This window comes from Streptomyces sp. NPDC051636 (assembly GCF_044453765.1).
In the GTDB taxonomy this organism is placed as follows: domain Bacteria; phylum Actinomycetota; class Actinomycetes; order Streptomycetales; family Streptomycetaceae; genus Streptomyces.
In genome coordinates, this window is sequence record NZ_JBITDA010000013.1 from 16,424 (window position 1) to 32,170 (window position 15,747).

At 72.2% G+C, this 15,747-nt stretch carries 14 protein-coding genes and 1 pseudogene; 10 read left to right on the plus strand and 5 right to left on the minus strand.

Annotated features, from left to right (window positions below; all coding sequences use genetic code 11):
• Positions 1–5: 5 nt before the first annotated feature.
• From ACIBBH_RS22675 to argF, 4 genes are all read left to right on the plus strand, one after another.
• A complete protein-coding gene (locus ACIBBH_RS22675) occupies positions 6–1,862 on the plus strand; it encodes a RiPP maturation radical SAM C-methyltransferase (RefSeq protein ID WP_399407293.1) in 1,857 nt (618 codons plus the stop codon).
• The gene (locus tag ACIBBH_RS22680; RefSeq protein WP_399407295.1) at positions 1,859–2,401 is read left to right on the plus strand and encodes a DUF5825 family protein; all 543 of its coding nucleotides are present in this window, start codon (positions 1,859–1,861) and stop codon (positions 2,399–2,401) included. The genes ACIBBH_RS22675 and ACIBBH_RS22680 overlap by 4 nt, the downstream gene beginning before the upstream one ends.
• A 92-nt stretch (positions 2,402–2,493) precedes the next feature.
• Entirely contained in the window at positions 2,494–3,717 is a 1,224-nt protein-coding gene (locus ACIBBH_RS22685; protein WP_399407297.1) for an arginine deiminase, read from the plus strand.
• Between the two features lie 61 nt (positions 3,718–3,778).
• A complete protein-coding gene (gene argF / locus ACIBBH_RS22690; protein WP_399407299.1) occupies positions 3,779–4,786 on the plus strand; it encodes an ornithine carbamoyltransferase in 1,008 nt (335 codons plus the stop codon).
• Between the two features lie 78 nt (positions 4,787–4,864).
• Here argF and ACIBBH_RS22695 read toward each other — a convergent pair whose 3' ends face one another.
• Positions 4,865–5,317, minus strand: coding sequence for an ATP-binding protein (locus tag ACIBBH_RS22695; protein WP_399407301.1), 453 nt, complete (start codon positions 5,315–5,317; stop codon positions 4,865–4,867).
• 308 nt (positions 5,318–5,625) lie between these two features.
• On the opposite strand from ACIBBH_RS22695, the gene ACIBBH_RS22700 reads away from it, so the two are divergent.
• Together ACIBBH_RS22700 and ACIBBH_RS22705 are read left to right on the plus strand one after the other, a co-directional pair.
• The gene (locus tag ACIBBH_RS22700; protein ID WP_399407303.1) at positions 5,626–6,453 is read left to right on the plus strand and encodes an enoyl-CoA hydratase family protein; all 828 of its coding nucleotides are present in this window, start codon (positions 5,626–5,628) and stop codon (positions 6,451–6,453) included.
• Between the two features lie 7 nt (positions 6,454–6,460).
• Complete coding sequence (locus tag ACIBBH_RS22705) at positions 6,461–8,749, plus strand: bifunctional salicylyl-CoA 5-hydroxylase/oxidoreductase (protein ID WP_399407305.1); 2,289 nt, start codon at positions 6,461–6,463, stop codon at positions 8,747–8,749.
• Positions 8,750–8,791: 42 nt separating this feature from the next.
• Here ACIBBH_RS22705 and ACIBBH_RS22710 read toward each other — a convergent pair.
• The 3 genes and pseudogenes from ACIBBH_RS22710 to ACIBBH_RS22720 form a co-directional block, all read right to left on the minus strand.
• Positions 8,792–9,031, minus strand: a pseudogene (locus tag ACIBBH_RS22710) (phosphoadenosine phosphosulfate reductase family protein); the annotation flags it as partial.
• A 28-nt stretch (positions 9,032–9,059) separates the two neighbouring features.
• The gene (locus tag ACIBBH_RS22715; protein ID WP_399407307.1) at positions 9,060–9,872 is read right to left on the minus strand and encodes a PaaX family transcriptional regulator C-terminal domain-containing protein; all 813 of its coding nucleotides are present in this window, start codon (positions 9,870–9,872) and stop codon (positions 9,060–9,062) included.
• A gap of 15 nt (positions 9,873–9,887) precedes the next feature.
• Positions 9,888–11,480 (minus strand): AMP-binding protein, encoded by a 1,593-nt coding sequence (locus ACIBBH_RS22720; RefSeq protein WP_399407309.1) that lies wholly within the window; start codon positions 11,478–11,480, stop codon positions 9,888–9,890.
• Between the two features lie 145 nt (positions 11,481–11,625).
• On the opposite strand from ACIBBH_RS22720, the gene ACIBBH_RS22725 reads away from it, so the two are divergent.
• From ACIBBH_RS22725 to ACIBBH_RS22740, 4 genes are all read left to right on the plus strand, one after another.
• Positions 11,626–12,753 (plus strand): acyl-CoA dehydrogenase family protein, encoded by a 1,128-nt coding sequence (locus ACIBBH_RS22725; protein WP_399407311.1) that lies wholly within the window; start codon positions 11,626–11,628, stop codon positions 12,751–12,753.
• Positions 12,750–13,148, plus strand: a complete 399-nt coding sequence (locus ACIBBH_RS22730) for a RidA family protein (RefSeq protein WP_399407313.1) — start codon at positions 12,750–12,752, stop codon at positions 13,146–13,148. The genes ACIBBH_RS22725 and ACIBBH_RS22730 overlap by 4 nt, the downstream gene beginning before the upstream one ends.
• A gap of 67 nt (positions 13,149–13,215) precedes the next feature.
• Positions 13,216–13,521 carry a hypothetical protein gene (locus ACIBBH_RS22735; RefSeq protein WP_399407315.1) on the plus strand — a complete coding sequence of 102 codons (306 nt, stop codon included), beginning with the start codon at positions 13,216–13,218 and terminating at the stop codon, positions 13,519–13,521.
• A gap of 38 nt (positions 13,522–13,559) precedes the next feature.
• Positions 13,560–14,090, plus strand: a complete 531-nt coding sequence (locus ACIBBH_RS22740; RefSeq protein WP_399407317.1) for a DUF488 family protein — start codon at positions 13,560–13,562, stop codon at positions 14,088–14,090.
• Positions 14,091–14,179: 89 nt separating this feature from the next.
• Here ACIBBH_RS22740 and ACIBBH_RS22745 read toward each other — a convergent pair whose 3' ends face one another.
• A complete protein-coding gene (locus ACIBBH_RS22745; RefSeq protein WP_399407319.1) occupies positions 14,180–15,709 on the minus strand; it encodes a helix-turn-helix domain-containing protein in 1,530 nt (509 codons plus the stop codon).
• Positions 15,710–15,747: the final 38 nt, after the last annotated feature.

Here is a 15,747-nt window from a genome sequence, read left to right on the forward strand (position 1 = left end):
CCGGTATGCGTATCCATCTGGTGACGATGCCCTGGCATCCGATCGACCTGCCCTCGCTGCAACTGGGCCTGCTGCACCGGCTGGTGCGGCAGGCCCGCCCGTGTGACGAGGTGAGCGAGTTCCACGGCTCGCTGCGCTGGGCGGAGTTCCTGCTGGAACGCTCCGGCGGACGGCTGCGGCCCGGCGACTACGTGGAGGTCGGCAGCGACTCGATCTTCCACGGCCTCGGCGACTGGGTCTTCTCCGGCGTCCTGTACGACGACCCCGGCTGGGGCGAGGCGCGACTGCGGGACTACGCGGCCGAGCGGGGCGTCTTCATCGACACCGCCCTCGCCATGCGCCCGTACGCGGCGGAGTTCATCGCCGGGTGCGCGGCCGAGGTGCTGGCGGCCGAGCCCGATGTCGTCGGGTTCACCAGCACCTTCATGCAGAACGTCGCCTCGCTCGCCCTGGCCCGGGAGCTCAAGCGCCGCCGCCGCGGGCTCACCGTCGTCTTCGGCGGCAGCAACTGCGACGGGCCGATGGGACACGCCCTGCACCGCAACCATCCCTTCGTGGACCACGTGGTGCGCGGCGAGGGGGAGTACGCCTTCCCCGCCCTCTTACGCCACCTGGACGAGGGCACACCCCCCGCAGACGTACCCGGCCTGTGCTGGTGGGACGGCGACACGTCCCGCGCCAACACCGAGACCCGGCGCACGGTGGCGCCGGCCGACATACCCTCGCCGGACTACGACCAGTGGCAGGCCGCGCTGGACGCCTCCCCGGTGGTGGAGTACGTCCATCCGAAGCTGGTCGTCGAGGGGGCGCGGGGCTGCTGGTGGGGCGAGAAGCACCACTGCACCTTCTGCGGGCTCAACGGCTCGTCCATGGCCTTCCGCGCCAAGCCGGGTCAGCGGCTGTGGCACGAGATCGACCACCTCGTCAGGCGCCACCGCATCCTCGACGTCGTCACCGTCGACAACATCATCGACATGGCGTACTTCCGCGACTTCCTGCCCCGCGTCGTCGACAGCGGCTGGGACCTGCGGCTGCACTACGAGGTCAAGTCGAACCTCACCCGCGACCAGATCGGCCTCCTCGGCCGCTCGGGCACCGTGCACATCCAGCCCGGCATCGAGAGCCTGGGCAGCCGGGTCCTCGACCTGATGGACAAGGGCGTCACCGGCGCCCGCAACGTCCGCACGCTCAGGGAGTGCGAGAACCATTCGCTCACCTGCTCCTGGAACCTCCTCTACGGCTTCCCGGGCGAGACCGCCGAGGACTACGACCCGGTGATCGACCAGCTCCCGGCGCTCGTCCACCTCCAGCCGCCCAGCGGCGCCCACCGCATCCAGCTGGAGCGGTTCAGCCCGCACTTCACCGACCCGGGCCTCGGCTTCGGCAAGCGGCGCCCGGCCGAGATGTACCGGCACGTCTACGACCTGCCCGAGGAGGAACTCACCGACCTGGTCTACCTGTTCGACACCGAGGACGCCGGCATCGGCGGCCCGGTCGAGCGGCGCCTGAAGGAGGCGGTCGCCGAGTGGCGGGCCGGACACGCGCACTCCCGCCTGGAGTACGAGGAGGACGGCGCCGACCTCCTGGTGCACGACCGCCGGCACGGCCGGCCGCCCACCACCCACCGCTTCACCGGCTGGCCCGCGACCGCCCTGCGCCGCCTGGAGGACGGCCGCACGGAGCCCGCCCTGCGCCGTCTGCTGACCGCCGACGGCCACGACGTCCCCGCCGCTGCGCTCACGGCCTGGCTCGAAGAAGCCCTCTGCCTCGGCCTGTTGTTCCGTGACGGCCGGACATACGTCTCCCTGCCCACCTGGGACGCGCCGGTCCGCCTGCCCGACGGCACCGGGGTGGCCGGATGACCGGGCTGCCCACCGCCGTCCCGCACCGCGTCACCGGCCGCTGGGTCGAGGTGACCGAGCCGCTGCGGCTGGGTGCGGGGGGCCGGGAGACGGCGGAGGCGGTGCGGTTCCTGCGGGAGTGCCAGGGGCTGGGCCTCACCGTCGCCTGGGAGGCGGCCGGTGCGGAGATCCCGTACGACGTCCGGCACCTGCGCCACTTACCGCCCCCCGGGGAACACCCGGGCGAGGCGGACGAGTTGCGCGACTGGCGCGCCGGCCACTCCCACGGGCTGCTCTACCACCGGCGCGGCCCGGACTTCGTCACCGTCCTCGACCGCAGGCAGCCCGGCAGCGCGGCCCGGCTCACCCTCGACCACCCCGACCTGGTCGCCGCCTTCCGTACGCTGCTGGAGCCGACGCCCCTCGCCGCACTGGACTCCGCCCGGCGAACGGCCACCGACCTGCTGGCGGCCGAGCGCCTGGCGCTGATCACCGAGGGCTGGGCGGTGACCCTGCCACCGCGGATCCGGCGCTGGCCCGTGCCGTGCACGGCGATCTGAGGAGTCGGCCGACCAGGATTGTCGTCAGTGGGACGAGAACAAGAAGGTGAAATGCGAGGGTGAAACGAGAAGCCGGTGGTCAGGATGGAGGCATGGGATTCCATGTCGACTCCGAGGCCGGGCGGCTGCGCCGCGTCATCCTGCACCGGCCGGATCTGGAGCTCAAAAGGCTCACCCCCAGCAACAAGGACGCCCTCCTCTTCGACGACGTGCTGTGGGTGCGCCGGGCGCGCGCCGAGCACGACGGGTTCGCCGACGTGCTGCGCGACCGCGGGGTCACCGTCCACCTCTTCGGCGACCTGCTCGCCGAGACCCTGGACATCCCCGAGGCGAGATCGCTCGTCCTCGACCGGGTCTTCGACGAGAAGGAGTACGGTCCCCTCGCCACCGACCACCTGCGGGCCACCTTCGAGTCCCTGCCCGCGCGGGAACTGGCCGAGGCCCTGGTCGGCGGCATGACCAAGCGGGAGTTCCTGGAGGCGCACGCGGAGCCGACCTCCGTCCGCTTCCATGTGATGGACCTCGACGACTTCCTCCTCGGCCCGCTCCCCAACCACCTCTTCACCCGCGACACCTCCGCCTGGATCTACGACGGGGTCGCCATCAACGCCATGCGCCTGCCCGCCCGGCAGCGCGAGACCGTGCACTTCGAGGCGATCTACCGGCACCACCCGCTCTTCCGTGACGAAACGTTCCGCGTCTGGTCCCGGGGGCAGGCCGACTACCCGTCCACCATCGAGGGCGGCGACGTCCTGGTGATCGGCAACGGCGCCGTCCTCGTCGGCATGAGCGAGCGCACCACTCCGCAGGCCGTGGAGATGCTGGCCCACAAGCTGTTCGCGGCGGGCTCCGCCGGCACGATCGTGGCCCTCGACATGCCCAAGCGGCGTGCCTTCATGCACCTCGACACCGTGATGACCATGGTCGACGGCGACACCTTCACCCAGTACGCCGGGCTCGGCATGCTCCGCTCGTACACCATCGAACCGGGCGTCGGCGACAAGGAGCTCAAGGTGACCGACCACCCGGCCGAGCACATGCACCGCGCGATCGCCGCCGCGCTGGGCCTGAGCGAGATCCGGGTGCTCACCGCCACCCAGGACGTGCACGCCGCCGAGCGTGAGCAGTGGGACGACGGCTGCAACGTGCTGGCGGTCGAGCCGGGGGTCGTCGTCGCCTACGAGCGCAACTCCACCACCAACACCCATCTGCGCAAGCAGGGCATCGAGGTGATCGAGATCCCGGGCAGCGAGCTGGGGCGGGGACGCGGCGGCCCGCGCTGCATGAGCTGTCCCGTCGAACGGGCGGCCGTATAGAAATGTCGAGCATCGTATAGACTTCCAGAGTTCCCCGTTCCCGTCCCCCCGGAGCGCCCCCATGGCGACAGTCCCGACCGCCCTCGCCGGCCGCCACTTCCTCAAGGAGCTGGACTTCACCGAGCAGGAGTTCCTCGGTCTGGTCGAGCTGGCCGCCGAGCTGAAGGCCGCCAAGAAGGCGGGGACCGAGACGCAGTACCTGCGGGGCAGGAACATCGCGCTTATCTTCGAGAAGACCTCGACGCGCACGCGCTGTGCGTTCGAGGTCGCCGCCGCCGACCAGGGCGCCTCGACGACGTACCTCGACCCGTCGGGCTCGCAGATCGGGCACAAGGAGTCGGTGAAGGACACCGCGCGTGTGCTCGGCCGGATGTTCGACGCCATTGAGTACCGGGGCGACAGCCAGGCCCGTGTCGAGGAGCTGGCCGCGTACGCGGGCGTCCCCGTCTACAACGGCCTCACCGACGACTGGCACCCCACCCAGATGCTCGCCGACGTGCTGACCATGACGGAGCACTGCGCCAAGCCGCTCAGCGGGATCAGCTTCGCCTACCTCGGCGACGCCCGCTTCAACATGGGCAACTCCTACCTGGTCACCGGCGCCCTGCTCGGCATGGACGTGCGCATCGTCGCGCCCAAGGAGTACTGGCCCGCCGACGACGTCGTCGCCCGGGCCCGCGAACTGGCCGAGGGCAGCGGTGCCGGCGTCCTGCTCACCGAGGACATCGCCGAAGGTGTCGCCGGCGCCGACTTCGTCGCCACCGACGTCTGGGTCTCCATGGGCGAGCCCAAAGAGGTCTGGGCCGAGCGCATCGGCGCGCTGACGCCGTACTCCGTGACCATGGACGTGCTGCGCGCGACCGGCAACCCGGACGTGAAGTTCCTGCACTGCCTGCCGGCCTTCCACGATCTCGGCACCAAGGTGGGACAGGAGATCCACGAGACCTACGGACTGGCAGCGCTGGAAGTCACCGACGAGGTCTTCGAGTCCGCCCACTCGGTCGTCTTCGACGAGGCGGAGAACCGGCTGCACACCATCAAGGCGATCCTGGTCGCCACCCTGGCCTGATCCACTTCGCCAGGTCGCACGCCCTCCACGGGCGCCGGAACTCGCGGCTGGCCGCCGCCGAGGCGGCCGGGGCCCAGGTCACGCCGGACGCCGCTGAGCCGGTACCACAGGGAGTCTGAACCACACCGCCTTCCCCGCCTCGGTGGGCCGGTGACCGCAGGACGAGCTGAGGGCCTGAATCAGCAGCAGGCCGCGCCCGCCCTCCTGCCAGGGATCGGGTTCCTCGATGACGGCACGGGTGAGACGGCCGGGCGGCGCCGGGTCCGGATCGTGCACCTCGACCCGGCAGCCGGTCGGCGCCACCTCCACCACCAGTTCGATCGGGCCGGTGCCCGCGGTGTGCTCCACCGCGTTGGCGACCAGTTCCGCCGTGAGCAGTTCCGCGGTGTCGCAGTCGGCCGCGTGCTCCTGCTCGGCCAGCGCCGTGCGGACCAGCGCACGGGCCACGGGCACCGCGGCGGCGGTGTGCGGCAGCGCGATGCGCCAGGAGGCGGGGGCTGAGGGGCGTTCGTACAAGGCGGGTCCGTTCATGGAGCAGGCTGTCCTGCTTTCAACCTCAGAAATGGTACGGGGCCCGGCTACAGCGTTCCTCGACGGGCACCGCACGGAGCCTTCGGCCCCGGTACCGGGCGGCTTACCCGGTCCAGCGCCCGGCCTCGCGCCCCTGGTCCCGCTGTTACCGGAGTGTCGACGTCCCGTGACGGACGTGACCGGACCCGGGGGCGCGGGCACGTGCTGTCGCGTAGTCGTGACGATAGTCACAAATAGGTGATAGCTTCTCGGGGTAGAGCCAAGCAGAGCTACGTGAGGCACCGCCGCCCCCGAGGAGGCCGCACGTCATGAGTCCCTTCACCGGCTCCGCCGCCCGCACCTCCCACTGGGAGCACCTGCGCGTCGAGCTCGCCGACGGGGTCGCCACCGTCACCCTGGCCCGCCCCGACAAGCTCAACGCCCTCACCTTCGGCGCCTACGCCGACCTGCGCGACCTGCTCGCCGAGCTGTCCCGGGAACGGTCGGTCCGGGCCCTGGTGCTGGCCGGCGAGGGGCGCGGCTTCTGCTCCGGCGGTGACGTCGACGAGATCATCGGCGCGACCCTCGCCATGGACACCGCCCAGCTGCTCGACTTCAACCGGATGACCGGGCAGGTCGTCCGGGCCGTACGGGAGTGCCCGTTCACCGTGATCGCGGCCGTGCACGGGGTGGCGGCCGGGGCGGGAGCCGTGCTGGCGCTGGCCGCCGACTTCCGCGTCGCGGACCCGAGCGCCCGCTTCGCCTTCCTCTTCACCCGGGTCGGCCTCTCCGGCGGCGACATGGGCGCGGCCTACCTGCTGCCGAGGGTCGTCGGCCTCGGACACGCCACCCGGCTGCTGATGCTGGGCGAGCCGGTGCGGGCGCCGGAGGCCGAGCGGATCGGCCTGATCAGCGAACTGGCCGAGGAGGGCGGCGCCGACGCGGCCGCGCGGGCCCTGGCCCGCCGCCTGGCCGACGGCCCGGCCCTCGCGCACGCCCAGACCAAGGCCCTGCTCACCGCCGAGCTGGACATGCCCCTGTCGGCGGCCGTCGAGCTGGACGCCGCCACCCAGGCGCTGCTGATGAACGGCGAGGACTACGCGGAGTTCCACGCGGCCTTCACCGAGAAGCGCCCGCCGAAGTGGCGGGGGAGGTGACCCGGCCGTGAAGGTCGCGGTCATCGGTGGCGGTCCCGGGGGCCTGTACGCGGCGGCGCTGCTCAAACGCCTGGACCCGTCCCGCGAGGTCACCGTCTGGGAGCGCAATGCCCCCGACGACACCTTCGGGTTCGGAGTCGTCCTCTCCGACGAAACCCTCGGCGGCATCCAACACGCCGACCCGGTGGTCTACGAGGCCCTCCAGAGGGACTTCGTCCGCTGGGACGACATCGACATCGTCCACCGGAACACCCGGCACACCTCCTCAGGACACGGCTTCGCCGCGCTGGGCAGGCACCGGCTGCTGGAGATCCTGCACGAGCGCTGCCGCTCCCTCGGCGTGGACCTGCGCTTCTCCAGCGAGGCGCCCTACCCGGCCCGGCTCTCGGAGGCGTACGACCTCGTCATCGCCGCCGACGGTGTGCACAGCACCACCCGCGAGGCCTACGCCCATGTGTTCCGGCCCCATGTGGCCAGCCACCACTGCCGCTATATCTGGCTCGCCGCCGACTTCGCCTTCGACGCCTTCCGCTTCGAGATCGCCGAGACCGAGCACGGCGTGATGCAGCTGCACGGCTACCCCTACGCGGCCGAGGCCTCCACCGTGATCGTGGAGATGCGCGAGGAGGTGTGGCGGGCCGCCGGGTTCGAGGAGATGGACGAACAGGAGTCCCTCGAGCGGTGCGCCAAGACATTCGCCGACGCGCTCGGCGGGCGCCCGCTGCGCTCCCACAGGTCCGCCTGGACCACCTTCCGCACGGTCGTCAACGACCGCTGGTCGTACGGCAACGTCGTCCTCCTCGGCGACGCCGCCCACACCGCCCACTTCTCCATCGGCTCCGGCACCAAACTCGCCGTCGAGGACGCCCTCGCCCTCGCCGCCTGCCTGGAGGAACAGCCGTCCCTGACCGAGGCGCTGACCGCCTACGAGGAGGAGCGCAGGCCCGTCGTCGCCTCCACCCAGCGCGCCGCCCGCGCCAGCCTGGAGTGGTTCGAGAACCTCCGGCTCTACCTCGGCCAGCCGCCCCGCCAGTTCGCCTTCAACCTCCTCACCCGCAGCCGCCGCGTCACCCACGACAACCTCCGGCTGCGCGACGCCCACTTCACCGAGGCCGTGGAGCGCGCGTTCGGCTGCCCGCCCGGCACGCCCCCGATGTTCACCCCGTTCCGGCTGCGCGGCCTGACCCTGCGCAACAGGGTCGTCGTGTCGCCCATGGACATGTACTCGGCCAAGGACGGCGTCCCCGGCGACTTCCACCTCGTCCACCTCGGCGCCCGGGCCCTCGGCGGCGCCGGGCTGGTGATGACCGAGATGGTGTGCGTGAGCGAGGAGGGCCGGATCACCCCCGGCTGCACCGGCCTCTACACCGGCCGGCAGACCGAGGCCTGGCGGCGGATCACCGACTTCGTGCACACGCACGCGCCCGGCACGGCGATCGGCGTGCAGCTCGGCCACTCCGGCCGCAAGGGCTCGACCAGGCTGATGTGGGAGGGCATCGACGAGCCGCTGCCCGACGGCAACTGGCCGCTCGTGGCCGCCTCCCCGCTGCCGTACAAGCCGGGCAGCCAGACCCCGCGCCGGCTCTCCCGCGCCCAGCTGACGGACATCCGCGAGCAGTTCGCGGCCGCCGCCCGGCGGGCCGCCCGCGCCGGGTTCGACCTGCTCGAACTGCACTGCGCCCACGGCTACCTGCTCTCCGGCTTCCTCTCCCCGCTGACCAACCTGCGCACGGACGCCTACGGCGGCTCACTCGCCGGGCGGCTCCGTTTCCCGCTGGAGGTCTTCGACGCCGTACGCGGGGTGTGGCCGCAGGAGAAGCCGATGACCGTGCGGATCTCCGCCACCGACTGGGCCGAGGGCGGTACCACCGGCGAGGACGCCGTGGAGATCGCCCGCGCCTTCGCCGCGCACGGCGCCGACGCGATCGACGTGTCGACCGGGCAGGTGGTCGCCGAGGAGAGGCCGGAGTACGGGCGGTCGTACCAGACGCCGTTCGCCGACCGCATCCGGAACTCGGTGGGCGTCCCGGTGATCGCGGTCGGCGCGATCTCCTCCTGGGACGACGTCAACTCCCTGATCCTGGCCGGCCGTACGGACCTGTGCGCACTGGCCCGCCCGCACCTGTACGACCCGCACTGGTCGCTGCACGCGGCGGCCGAGCAGGGGTACGAGGGCCCGGGCGTCGTCTGGCCCGCGCCGTACCGGGCGGGCAGCCGCCGCCCGCGGACCGGACGTACGGACGCCCCCAAGCCCCGCCTCACCCTGGGCGGCCGGCCTCCGCCGTGCCCGCGGTGAGCGTCGCGCCGTCCGCCGGGTCGATCACCATCGCGGCCCTGCGGCGACCACACGGTCCCGGTACTCCAGGACCTCGGAAGTTGTGTCCCGTGTCGACGTGCGGCAGCGGGAAGGGGATCGCCGCGGGGGCGAACGCCTTCGGCGCCAGATGCAGCATGACGATGGAGTCCTCGCCCCGGAGAACGGGATCACCGGGTTCTCGGACTCACCCGCCGCCTCGCGGAAGATGATCTGCACGGCCTCGGACTCCAGCGCGTCGAGACGCGACAGGGAGTGGCTCACACCTTAGGGGCGCATGATGTGGTTGGGATCACACCCCGACAAAGGCCGCCCCGGCGTCCCTGAGCCGCTCGTGCAGCCCCCGGAACACCGCCACCGAGCGCGCCCCCGGCCAGCCGGCGGGCAGCAGCCGGGCGGGCAGCCCGGGGTCGGTGTACGGCAGGTGGCGCCAGGAGTCCAGGGCGAGGAGGTAGTCGCGGTAGGCCTCCTCCGGCGGGGTGGCCGTGCGCCGCTCCCAGGCGTGCAGCACGGGGGCGTGCTCGTCGAGGAACGCCTCGTGCGCCTTGGCGATCGCCGCCAGGTCCCACCAGCGGGCCACCGCGTCGACGGTGGGCGCGAACCCGAGGTGCTCGCCCCTGAAGAAGTCCACGTACGGGTCCAGCCCGAGGCGCCGGAGGGTGTGCCGGGTCTCCTCGTACAACCGGGCCGGGGCGATCCACACCCCCGGGGCCGCCGTGCCGAAGCCCAGGCCGGCCAGCCGGGAGCGCAGCACGTGCCGCTTCTGCCGCTCCGACTCCGGCACCGAGAACACCGCGAGCACCCATCCCTCGTCCTCGGGGGCCGTGGTCGCGTAGATGCGCCGGTCGCCGTCGTCGAGCAACTGGCGGGCCCCGGGGGAGAGTTCGTACCCGGCCGCACCCTCGGCGGTCCGGGCCGGCAGCAGCAGGCCGCGCCGTTTCAGGCGCGACACCGACGAGCGCACGGAGGGCGCGTCCACGCCGACCGCGGCCAGCAGTCTGATCAGCTCGGCGACGGGCACCGGGCCGGGCATGAAGCGGCCGTACGCGCCGTAGAGCGTGACGATGAGGGACCGGGGGGCGTGCTGCTCGGACACATTGATCATTTTAGGTCTTCGGCATCACTGCCGGTCGCCTTCGGTGCGCAGGCGAAAACGCTGGACCTTGCCGGTCGCGGTGCGCGGCAGCGCGTCCAGGAAGTCGATCTCGCGCGGGCACTTGTACGGCGCCAGCTCCGACTTGACGAACGCGCGCAGCGCCTCGGCGTCCCGCTCCGCGCCCTCCTTCAGCACGGCGTACGCCACCACCACCTGCCCGCGCGCCACGTCCGGCCGGCCCACGACCGCCGCCTCGACCACGTCCGGGTGACGCAGCAGCGCGTCCTCCACCTCCGGGCCGGCGATGTTGTACCCGGCGGAGATGATCATGTCGTCGGCGCGGGCCACATAGCGGAAGTACCCATCGCTTTCCCGTACATACCTGTCACCGGTGATGTTCCAGCCGTCGCGCACGTACTCCCGCTGCCGCGGGTCGGCGAGGTAGCGGCAGCCGACCGGTCCGCGCACCGCCAGCAGGCCCGGCTCGCCGTCGGGCACCGGCTCGCCGCGCTCGTCCTGCACACGCGCGTGCCACCCCGGTACCGGCATGCCCGTCGTCCCGGGCCTGATGTGCTCGTCGGCGGCGGAGAGGAAGATGTGCAGCAGCTCGGTGGCGCCGATGCCGTTGATGACGCGCAGGCCGGTGCGCTCGTACCAGGCCCGCCAGGTGGCGGCGGGCAGGTTCTCGCCGGCCGAGACACAGCGCCGCAGCGACGACAGGTCGTACCCGGCCGGCTCCTGGAGCATCGCGCGGTACGCGGTCGGCGCGGTGAACAGCACCGACACGCGGTGTCCGGCGACGGCGGGCAACAGCTGCTTGGGGCCGGCCTGTTCGAGCAGCAGGGCGCTGGCCCCGGCCCGCATCGGGAAGACCACCAGCCCGCCGAGCCCGAAGGTGAAGCCCAGCGGGGGACTGCCCGTGAAGACGTCGTCGTCACGGGGCCTGAGCACATGCCTGGAGAAGGTGTCCGCGACGGCGAGCACATCCCGGTGGAAGTGCATGCACCCTTTCGGCCGACCGGTGGTGCCGGAGGTGAACGCGATCAGCGCCACGTCGTCGGAGGCGGTGTCCACGGCCGGGTACGGCGTGCCGGGCGCCGTGCGGTTCAGCAGGTCGTCCGGCGCGTCACCGCCGTACGTCGTGATCCGCAGGCCCGGTATCCCGGCCTTCGCGAGGTCGTCCACCGCCCGGACGTCGCACAGCGCGTGCTCCACCCGGGCGATGCCGCACATCGTCGCCAGCTCGTGCGGGCGCTGCTGGGCCAGCACGGTGACGGCGACCGCGCCCGCCTTCAGCACCGCCAGCCAGCAGGCCGCGAGCCACGGCGTGGTCGGGCCGCGCAGCAGCACGCGGTTGCCGGGGACCACGCCGAGGTCGCGGGTGAGGACGTGGGCCACGTGGTCGACCCGGGCGCGGAGGTCGCCGTACGTCCACGACGGGCCCGAGAGCGTGTGGAACACCGGACGGCCGGGGTCGGCGTGGTCCAGCAGCTCGGCCGCGCAGTTCAGCCGGTCGGGGTACCGCAGCTCCGGCAGGTCGAAGCGCAGCTCGGGCCACTCGCCGGGCGGCGGGAGGTGGTCGCGCGCGAAGGTGTCGACGTGGGCCGAGACGTTCATGGCGGTGCGCCCCCTTGCCGGGTCGGCCAGGGCTAGCCCCAGGCGGGCCGGCATCAGGAGCGTATCGTGTCGGTGACGACAGTCAACGGTACGCGATACCGTCGGGCGAGGGGTCGTGGCGGCCCGTCGTGGAGGGAGACCGGCAGTGCCCGCATTCTCACTCGCACCCGAACAATCCGCCTGGTGCGCCGACCTGCGCGCCCTGGCCGCCGAACGGCTGCGCCCGCTCGCCGAGAAGGGCGAGCCGGGCCGCGTCAACCGCCCGCTCGTCACCGAACTCGGCCGACTCGGCCTGCTCTCCCGCCTGTTCACCTGCGGTGCCCTCGGCCTCTGCCTGATGCGCGAGTCCCTGGCCTACGCCTGCACCGAGGCCGAGACCGCCCTCGCTCTCCAGGGCCTGGGCGCCCACCCCGTCCACGCCCACGGCGCCCCGGCCCAACGGGAGCGCTGGCTGCCCCGCGTGGCCGACGGCGGCGCGGTGGCCGCGTTCGCCCTGAGCGAGCCGGGGGCGGGCTCGGACGCGGCGGCGCTGTCGCTCACGGCGGAACCCGACGGCCCCGCCCGCTGGCGGCTCACCGGCGAGAAGTGCTGGATCTCCAACGCCCCCGGGGCCGACTTCTACACCGTGTTCGCACGCACCACCCCCGGTGCCGGCGCCCGCGGCGTGACCGCCTTCCTGGTGCCCGCCGACCGGTCCGGGCTGACCGGCACCGCGCTGGAGATGCTCTCGCCGCACCCCATCGGCAGCCTCGGCTTCGACGCCGTACCCGTCACCGCGGACGACGTCCTCGGCGAGGTGGGCCGCGGCTTCCGGGTGGCCATGGGCACCCTCAACCTCTTCCGCCCCAGCGTCGGCGCCTTCGCGGTCGGCATGGCGCAGGCGGCGCTGGACGCCACCCTCGCCCACACCGCGCGACGCGACGCCTTCGGCGGCAAGCTGAGGGACCTTCAGGCCGTCGCCCACCAGGTCGCGGAGATGGCGCTGCGCACGGAGGCGGCCCGTCTGATGGTGTACGCGGCGGCGACCGCGTACGACGACGGCGCCCCGGACGTCCCCAGGCGCTCCGCGATGGCGAAGCTGCTCGCCACCGAGACCGCGCAGTACGTCGTCGACGCGGCCGTCCAGCTGCACGGCGCCCGTGCCCTGCGCCGCGGCCACCTCCTCGAACACCTCTACCGCGAGGTGCGCGCCCCACGCGTCTACGAGGGCGCGAGCGAGGTCCAGCGAGGCATCATCGCCAAGGAGTTGTACGCCACCGTGGAGGCACGATGACCGTCGAGCGTGTCAACCCGCCCGAGCTCTCCCCGCCGACCGGCTTCTCCCACGCCGTCGTCGCCGCGGGTGGCCGCATCGTCTTCCTGGCGGGCCAGACCGCGCTGGACCCCCACGGCAAGGTCCGCGGCGACACCCTCCCCGGACAGTTCGAGCAGGCCCTCGCCAACCTCCTCACCGCCCTGCACGCGGCCGGCGGCACCCCCGCCGGCCTCGCCCGCGTCACCGTCTACACCACCGACGTCGCCGCGTACCGCGTCCACGCGCGCGAACTCGGGGGCATATGGCGGCGGCTGGCCGGCCGTGACTACCCTGCGATGGCCGTCGTGGAGGTCGTACGCCTGTGGGACGACCAGGCGATGGTGGAACTCGACGGGTTCGCCGTGCTGCCGTAGCCAGGGGCAGTCTCACCTGCGACCTGCGCGCCGACCACCGGGTGATCTGCCGCCGGCACCGGACGGCGTGAACGAGCTGATCGTGGAGTTCCTCGACCGCATCGGCCTCACCGACGTCACGCTCGCCGAGAGCGACTGCGGGCGTGCCCAGACGGTGGCGGCCCGGCATCCCGAGGGGCTCGCCCGGCTCCTCCTGATCTCCTGCGAGGCCTTCGGCAACCGCCCGCGCGGCCTGCCCGGCGAGCCGATCACCCCGGGGTGCCGGGTGCCCGGCGGTGTCGAGCTGCTGGTGCGCGTCCTGGGCGGTGTTCTTCGCGCAAGGTGGCGCAGGCACGTCACGGCGAGACAGCTCGGAACATGTGCGAGAGGGTGAGTGAGGGGGCGGGATGCTACGCGCCAAGGGACCGGCACATGACTGCACCTCTGCTGACGTTCGGGCACAGCACCGCGAGCCGTGAACGGTTGACCACCCTCCTGCACGGCGCCGGGGTCGTGGCAGTCGTCGATGTGCGCACCGCCCCGGGCAGCCGGCGGAACCCGGATGCGGGCAAGGAAGCGCTCCGGGACTGGATGCCCGGACAAGGGATCGCCTACCGGTGGGAGAAGAGACTCGGCGGCTTCCGCAAAGCCGCGCCGGACTCGCCGGACGTGTTCTGGGAGAACGCCTCCTTCCGGGGGTACGCCGGACATACGAGGAGCGCTGACTTCCTTGCCGCGATGGAAGAACTGCTGGCGCAGGCAGCGACGGTGCGTACGGCGGTCATGTGCAGTGAGGCGGTGTGGTGGCGGTGCCACCGGCGGATCATCGCGGACTTCGCCGTACTCGCCCGGCGGGTCCCGGTGCTGCACCTCGCACACGACGGGCGGCTCAGCGAGCACAGGCCGACGGCCGGGGCCCGCCTGCGCGACGACGGCCTGATCGTCTACGACCACGAACCTTGAGGCCCCGGACGACAGCGGCTCACAGGTGCCGCCGCGTCCCTCCCGGCCTGCATCCGGCAGGTCGGACGGGGTACGGCGGCACCCGCCCGTCAGATGTCCCGGAAGATCTCGATCTGTGCCCCGATCGAGTTGAGGCGCTCGGCGAGGTCCTCGTAACCCCGGTTGATGACGTACACGTTGCGCAGCACCGACGTGCCCTCGGCCGCCATCATCGCCAGCAGGACGACCACGGCGGGGCGCAGCGCGGGCGGGCACATCATCTCGGCGGCGCGCCAGCGGGTCGGGCCCTCGACCAGGACCCGGTGCGGGTCGAGGAGTTGGAGACGGCCGCCGAGGCGGTTGAGGTCCGTCAGGTAGATCGCGCGGTTGTCGTAGACCCAGTCGTGGATCAGCGTCTGGCCCTGCGCGACCGCCGCGATCGCCGCGAAGAAGGGGACGTTGTCGATGTTCAGGCCCGGGAACGGCATCGGGTGGACCTTGTCGATCGGCGCCTCCAGCTTGGAGGGCCGGACGGTGAGATCCACCAGGCGCGTACGGCCGTTGTCCGCGAAGTACTCCGCGCTGCGGTCGTGGTCGAGGCCCATCTCCTCCAGGACCGCCAGCTCGATCTCCAGGAACTCGATCGGCACCCGGCGCACCGTCAGCTCCGACTCGGTGACCACGGCGGCGGCCACCAGGCTCATCGCCTCGACCGGGTCCTCGGAGGGGGAGTAGTCCACGTCCACGTCGATGTCCGGCACGCCGTGCACGGTGAGCGTGGTGGTGCCGATGCCCTCGACCTTGACGCCCAGGGCCTCCAGGAAGAAGCAGAGGTCCTGGACCATGTAGTTGGAGGACGCGTTGCGGATGACCGTGACGCCGTCGTACCGGGCGGCGGCCAGCAGCGCGTTCTCGGTGACGGTGTCTCCGCGCTCGGTCAGTACGATCGGCCGGTCCGGCCGCACCGAGCGGTCCACCACCGCGTGGTACTGGCCCTCGGTGGCCGCGATGTCCAGCCCGAACCGGCGCAGCGCGATCATGTGCGGCTCGATGGTCCGCGTGCCCAGGTCGCAGCCGCCGGCGTACGGCAGCTTGAAGCGGTCCATGCGGTGCAGCAGCGGGCCGAGGAACATGATGATGGACCGCGTCCGTACGGCGGCCTCCGCGTCGATCGCCGCGACGTCCAGCTCGGCCGGCGGCACCAGCTCCAGGTCGACGCCGTCGTTGATCCAGCGGCTGCGCACCCCGATGGAGTTGAGCACCTCCAGAAGGCGGTACACCTCCTCGATGCGCGCCACCCGGCGCAGCACCGTGCGCCCCTTGTTGAGCAGCGAGGCGCACAGCAGGGCCACGCAGGCGTTCTTGCTGGTCTTCACATCGATGGCGCCGGAGAGCCGGCGGCCGCCGACCACGCGCAGGTGCATCGGGCCCGCGTAGCCCAGCGACACGATCTCGCTGTCCAGGGCTTCACCGATTCGGGCGATCATCTCAAGGCTGATGTTCTGGTTGCCGCGCTCGATGCGATTGACGGCGCTCTGACTGGTGCCGAGCGCCTCCGCGAGCTGCGCCTGTGTCCAGCCTCGGTGTTGCCGGGCGTCACGGATGAGCTTACCGATGCGTACGAGGTAGTCGTCTGCCATGGGGTTGAGGCTATCTCAGATATGAGATGGCGCCTGTT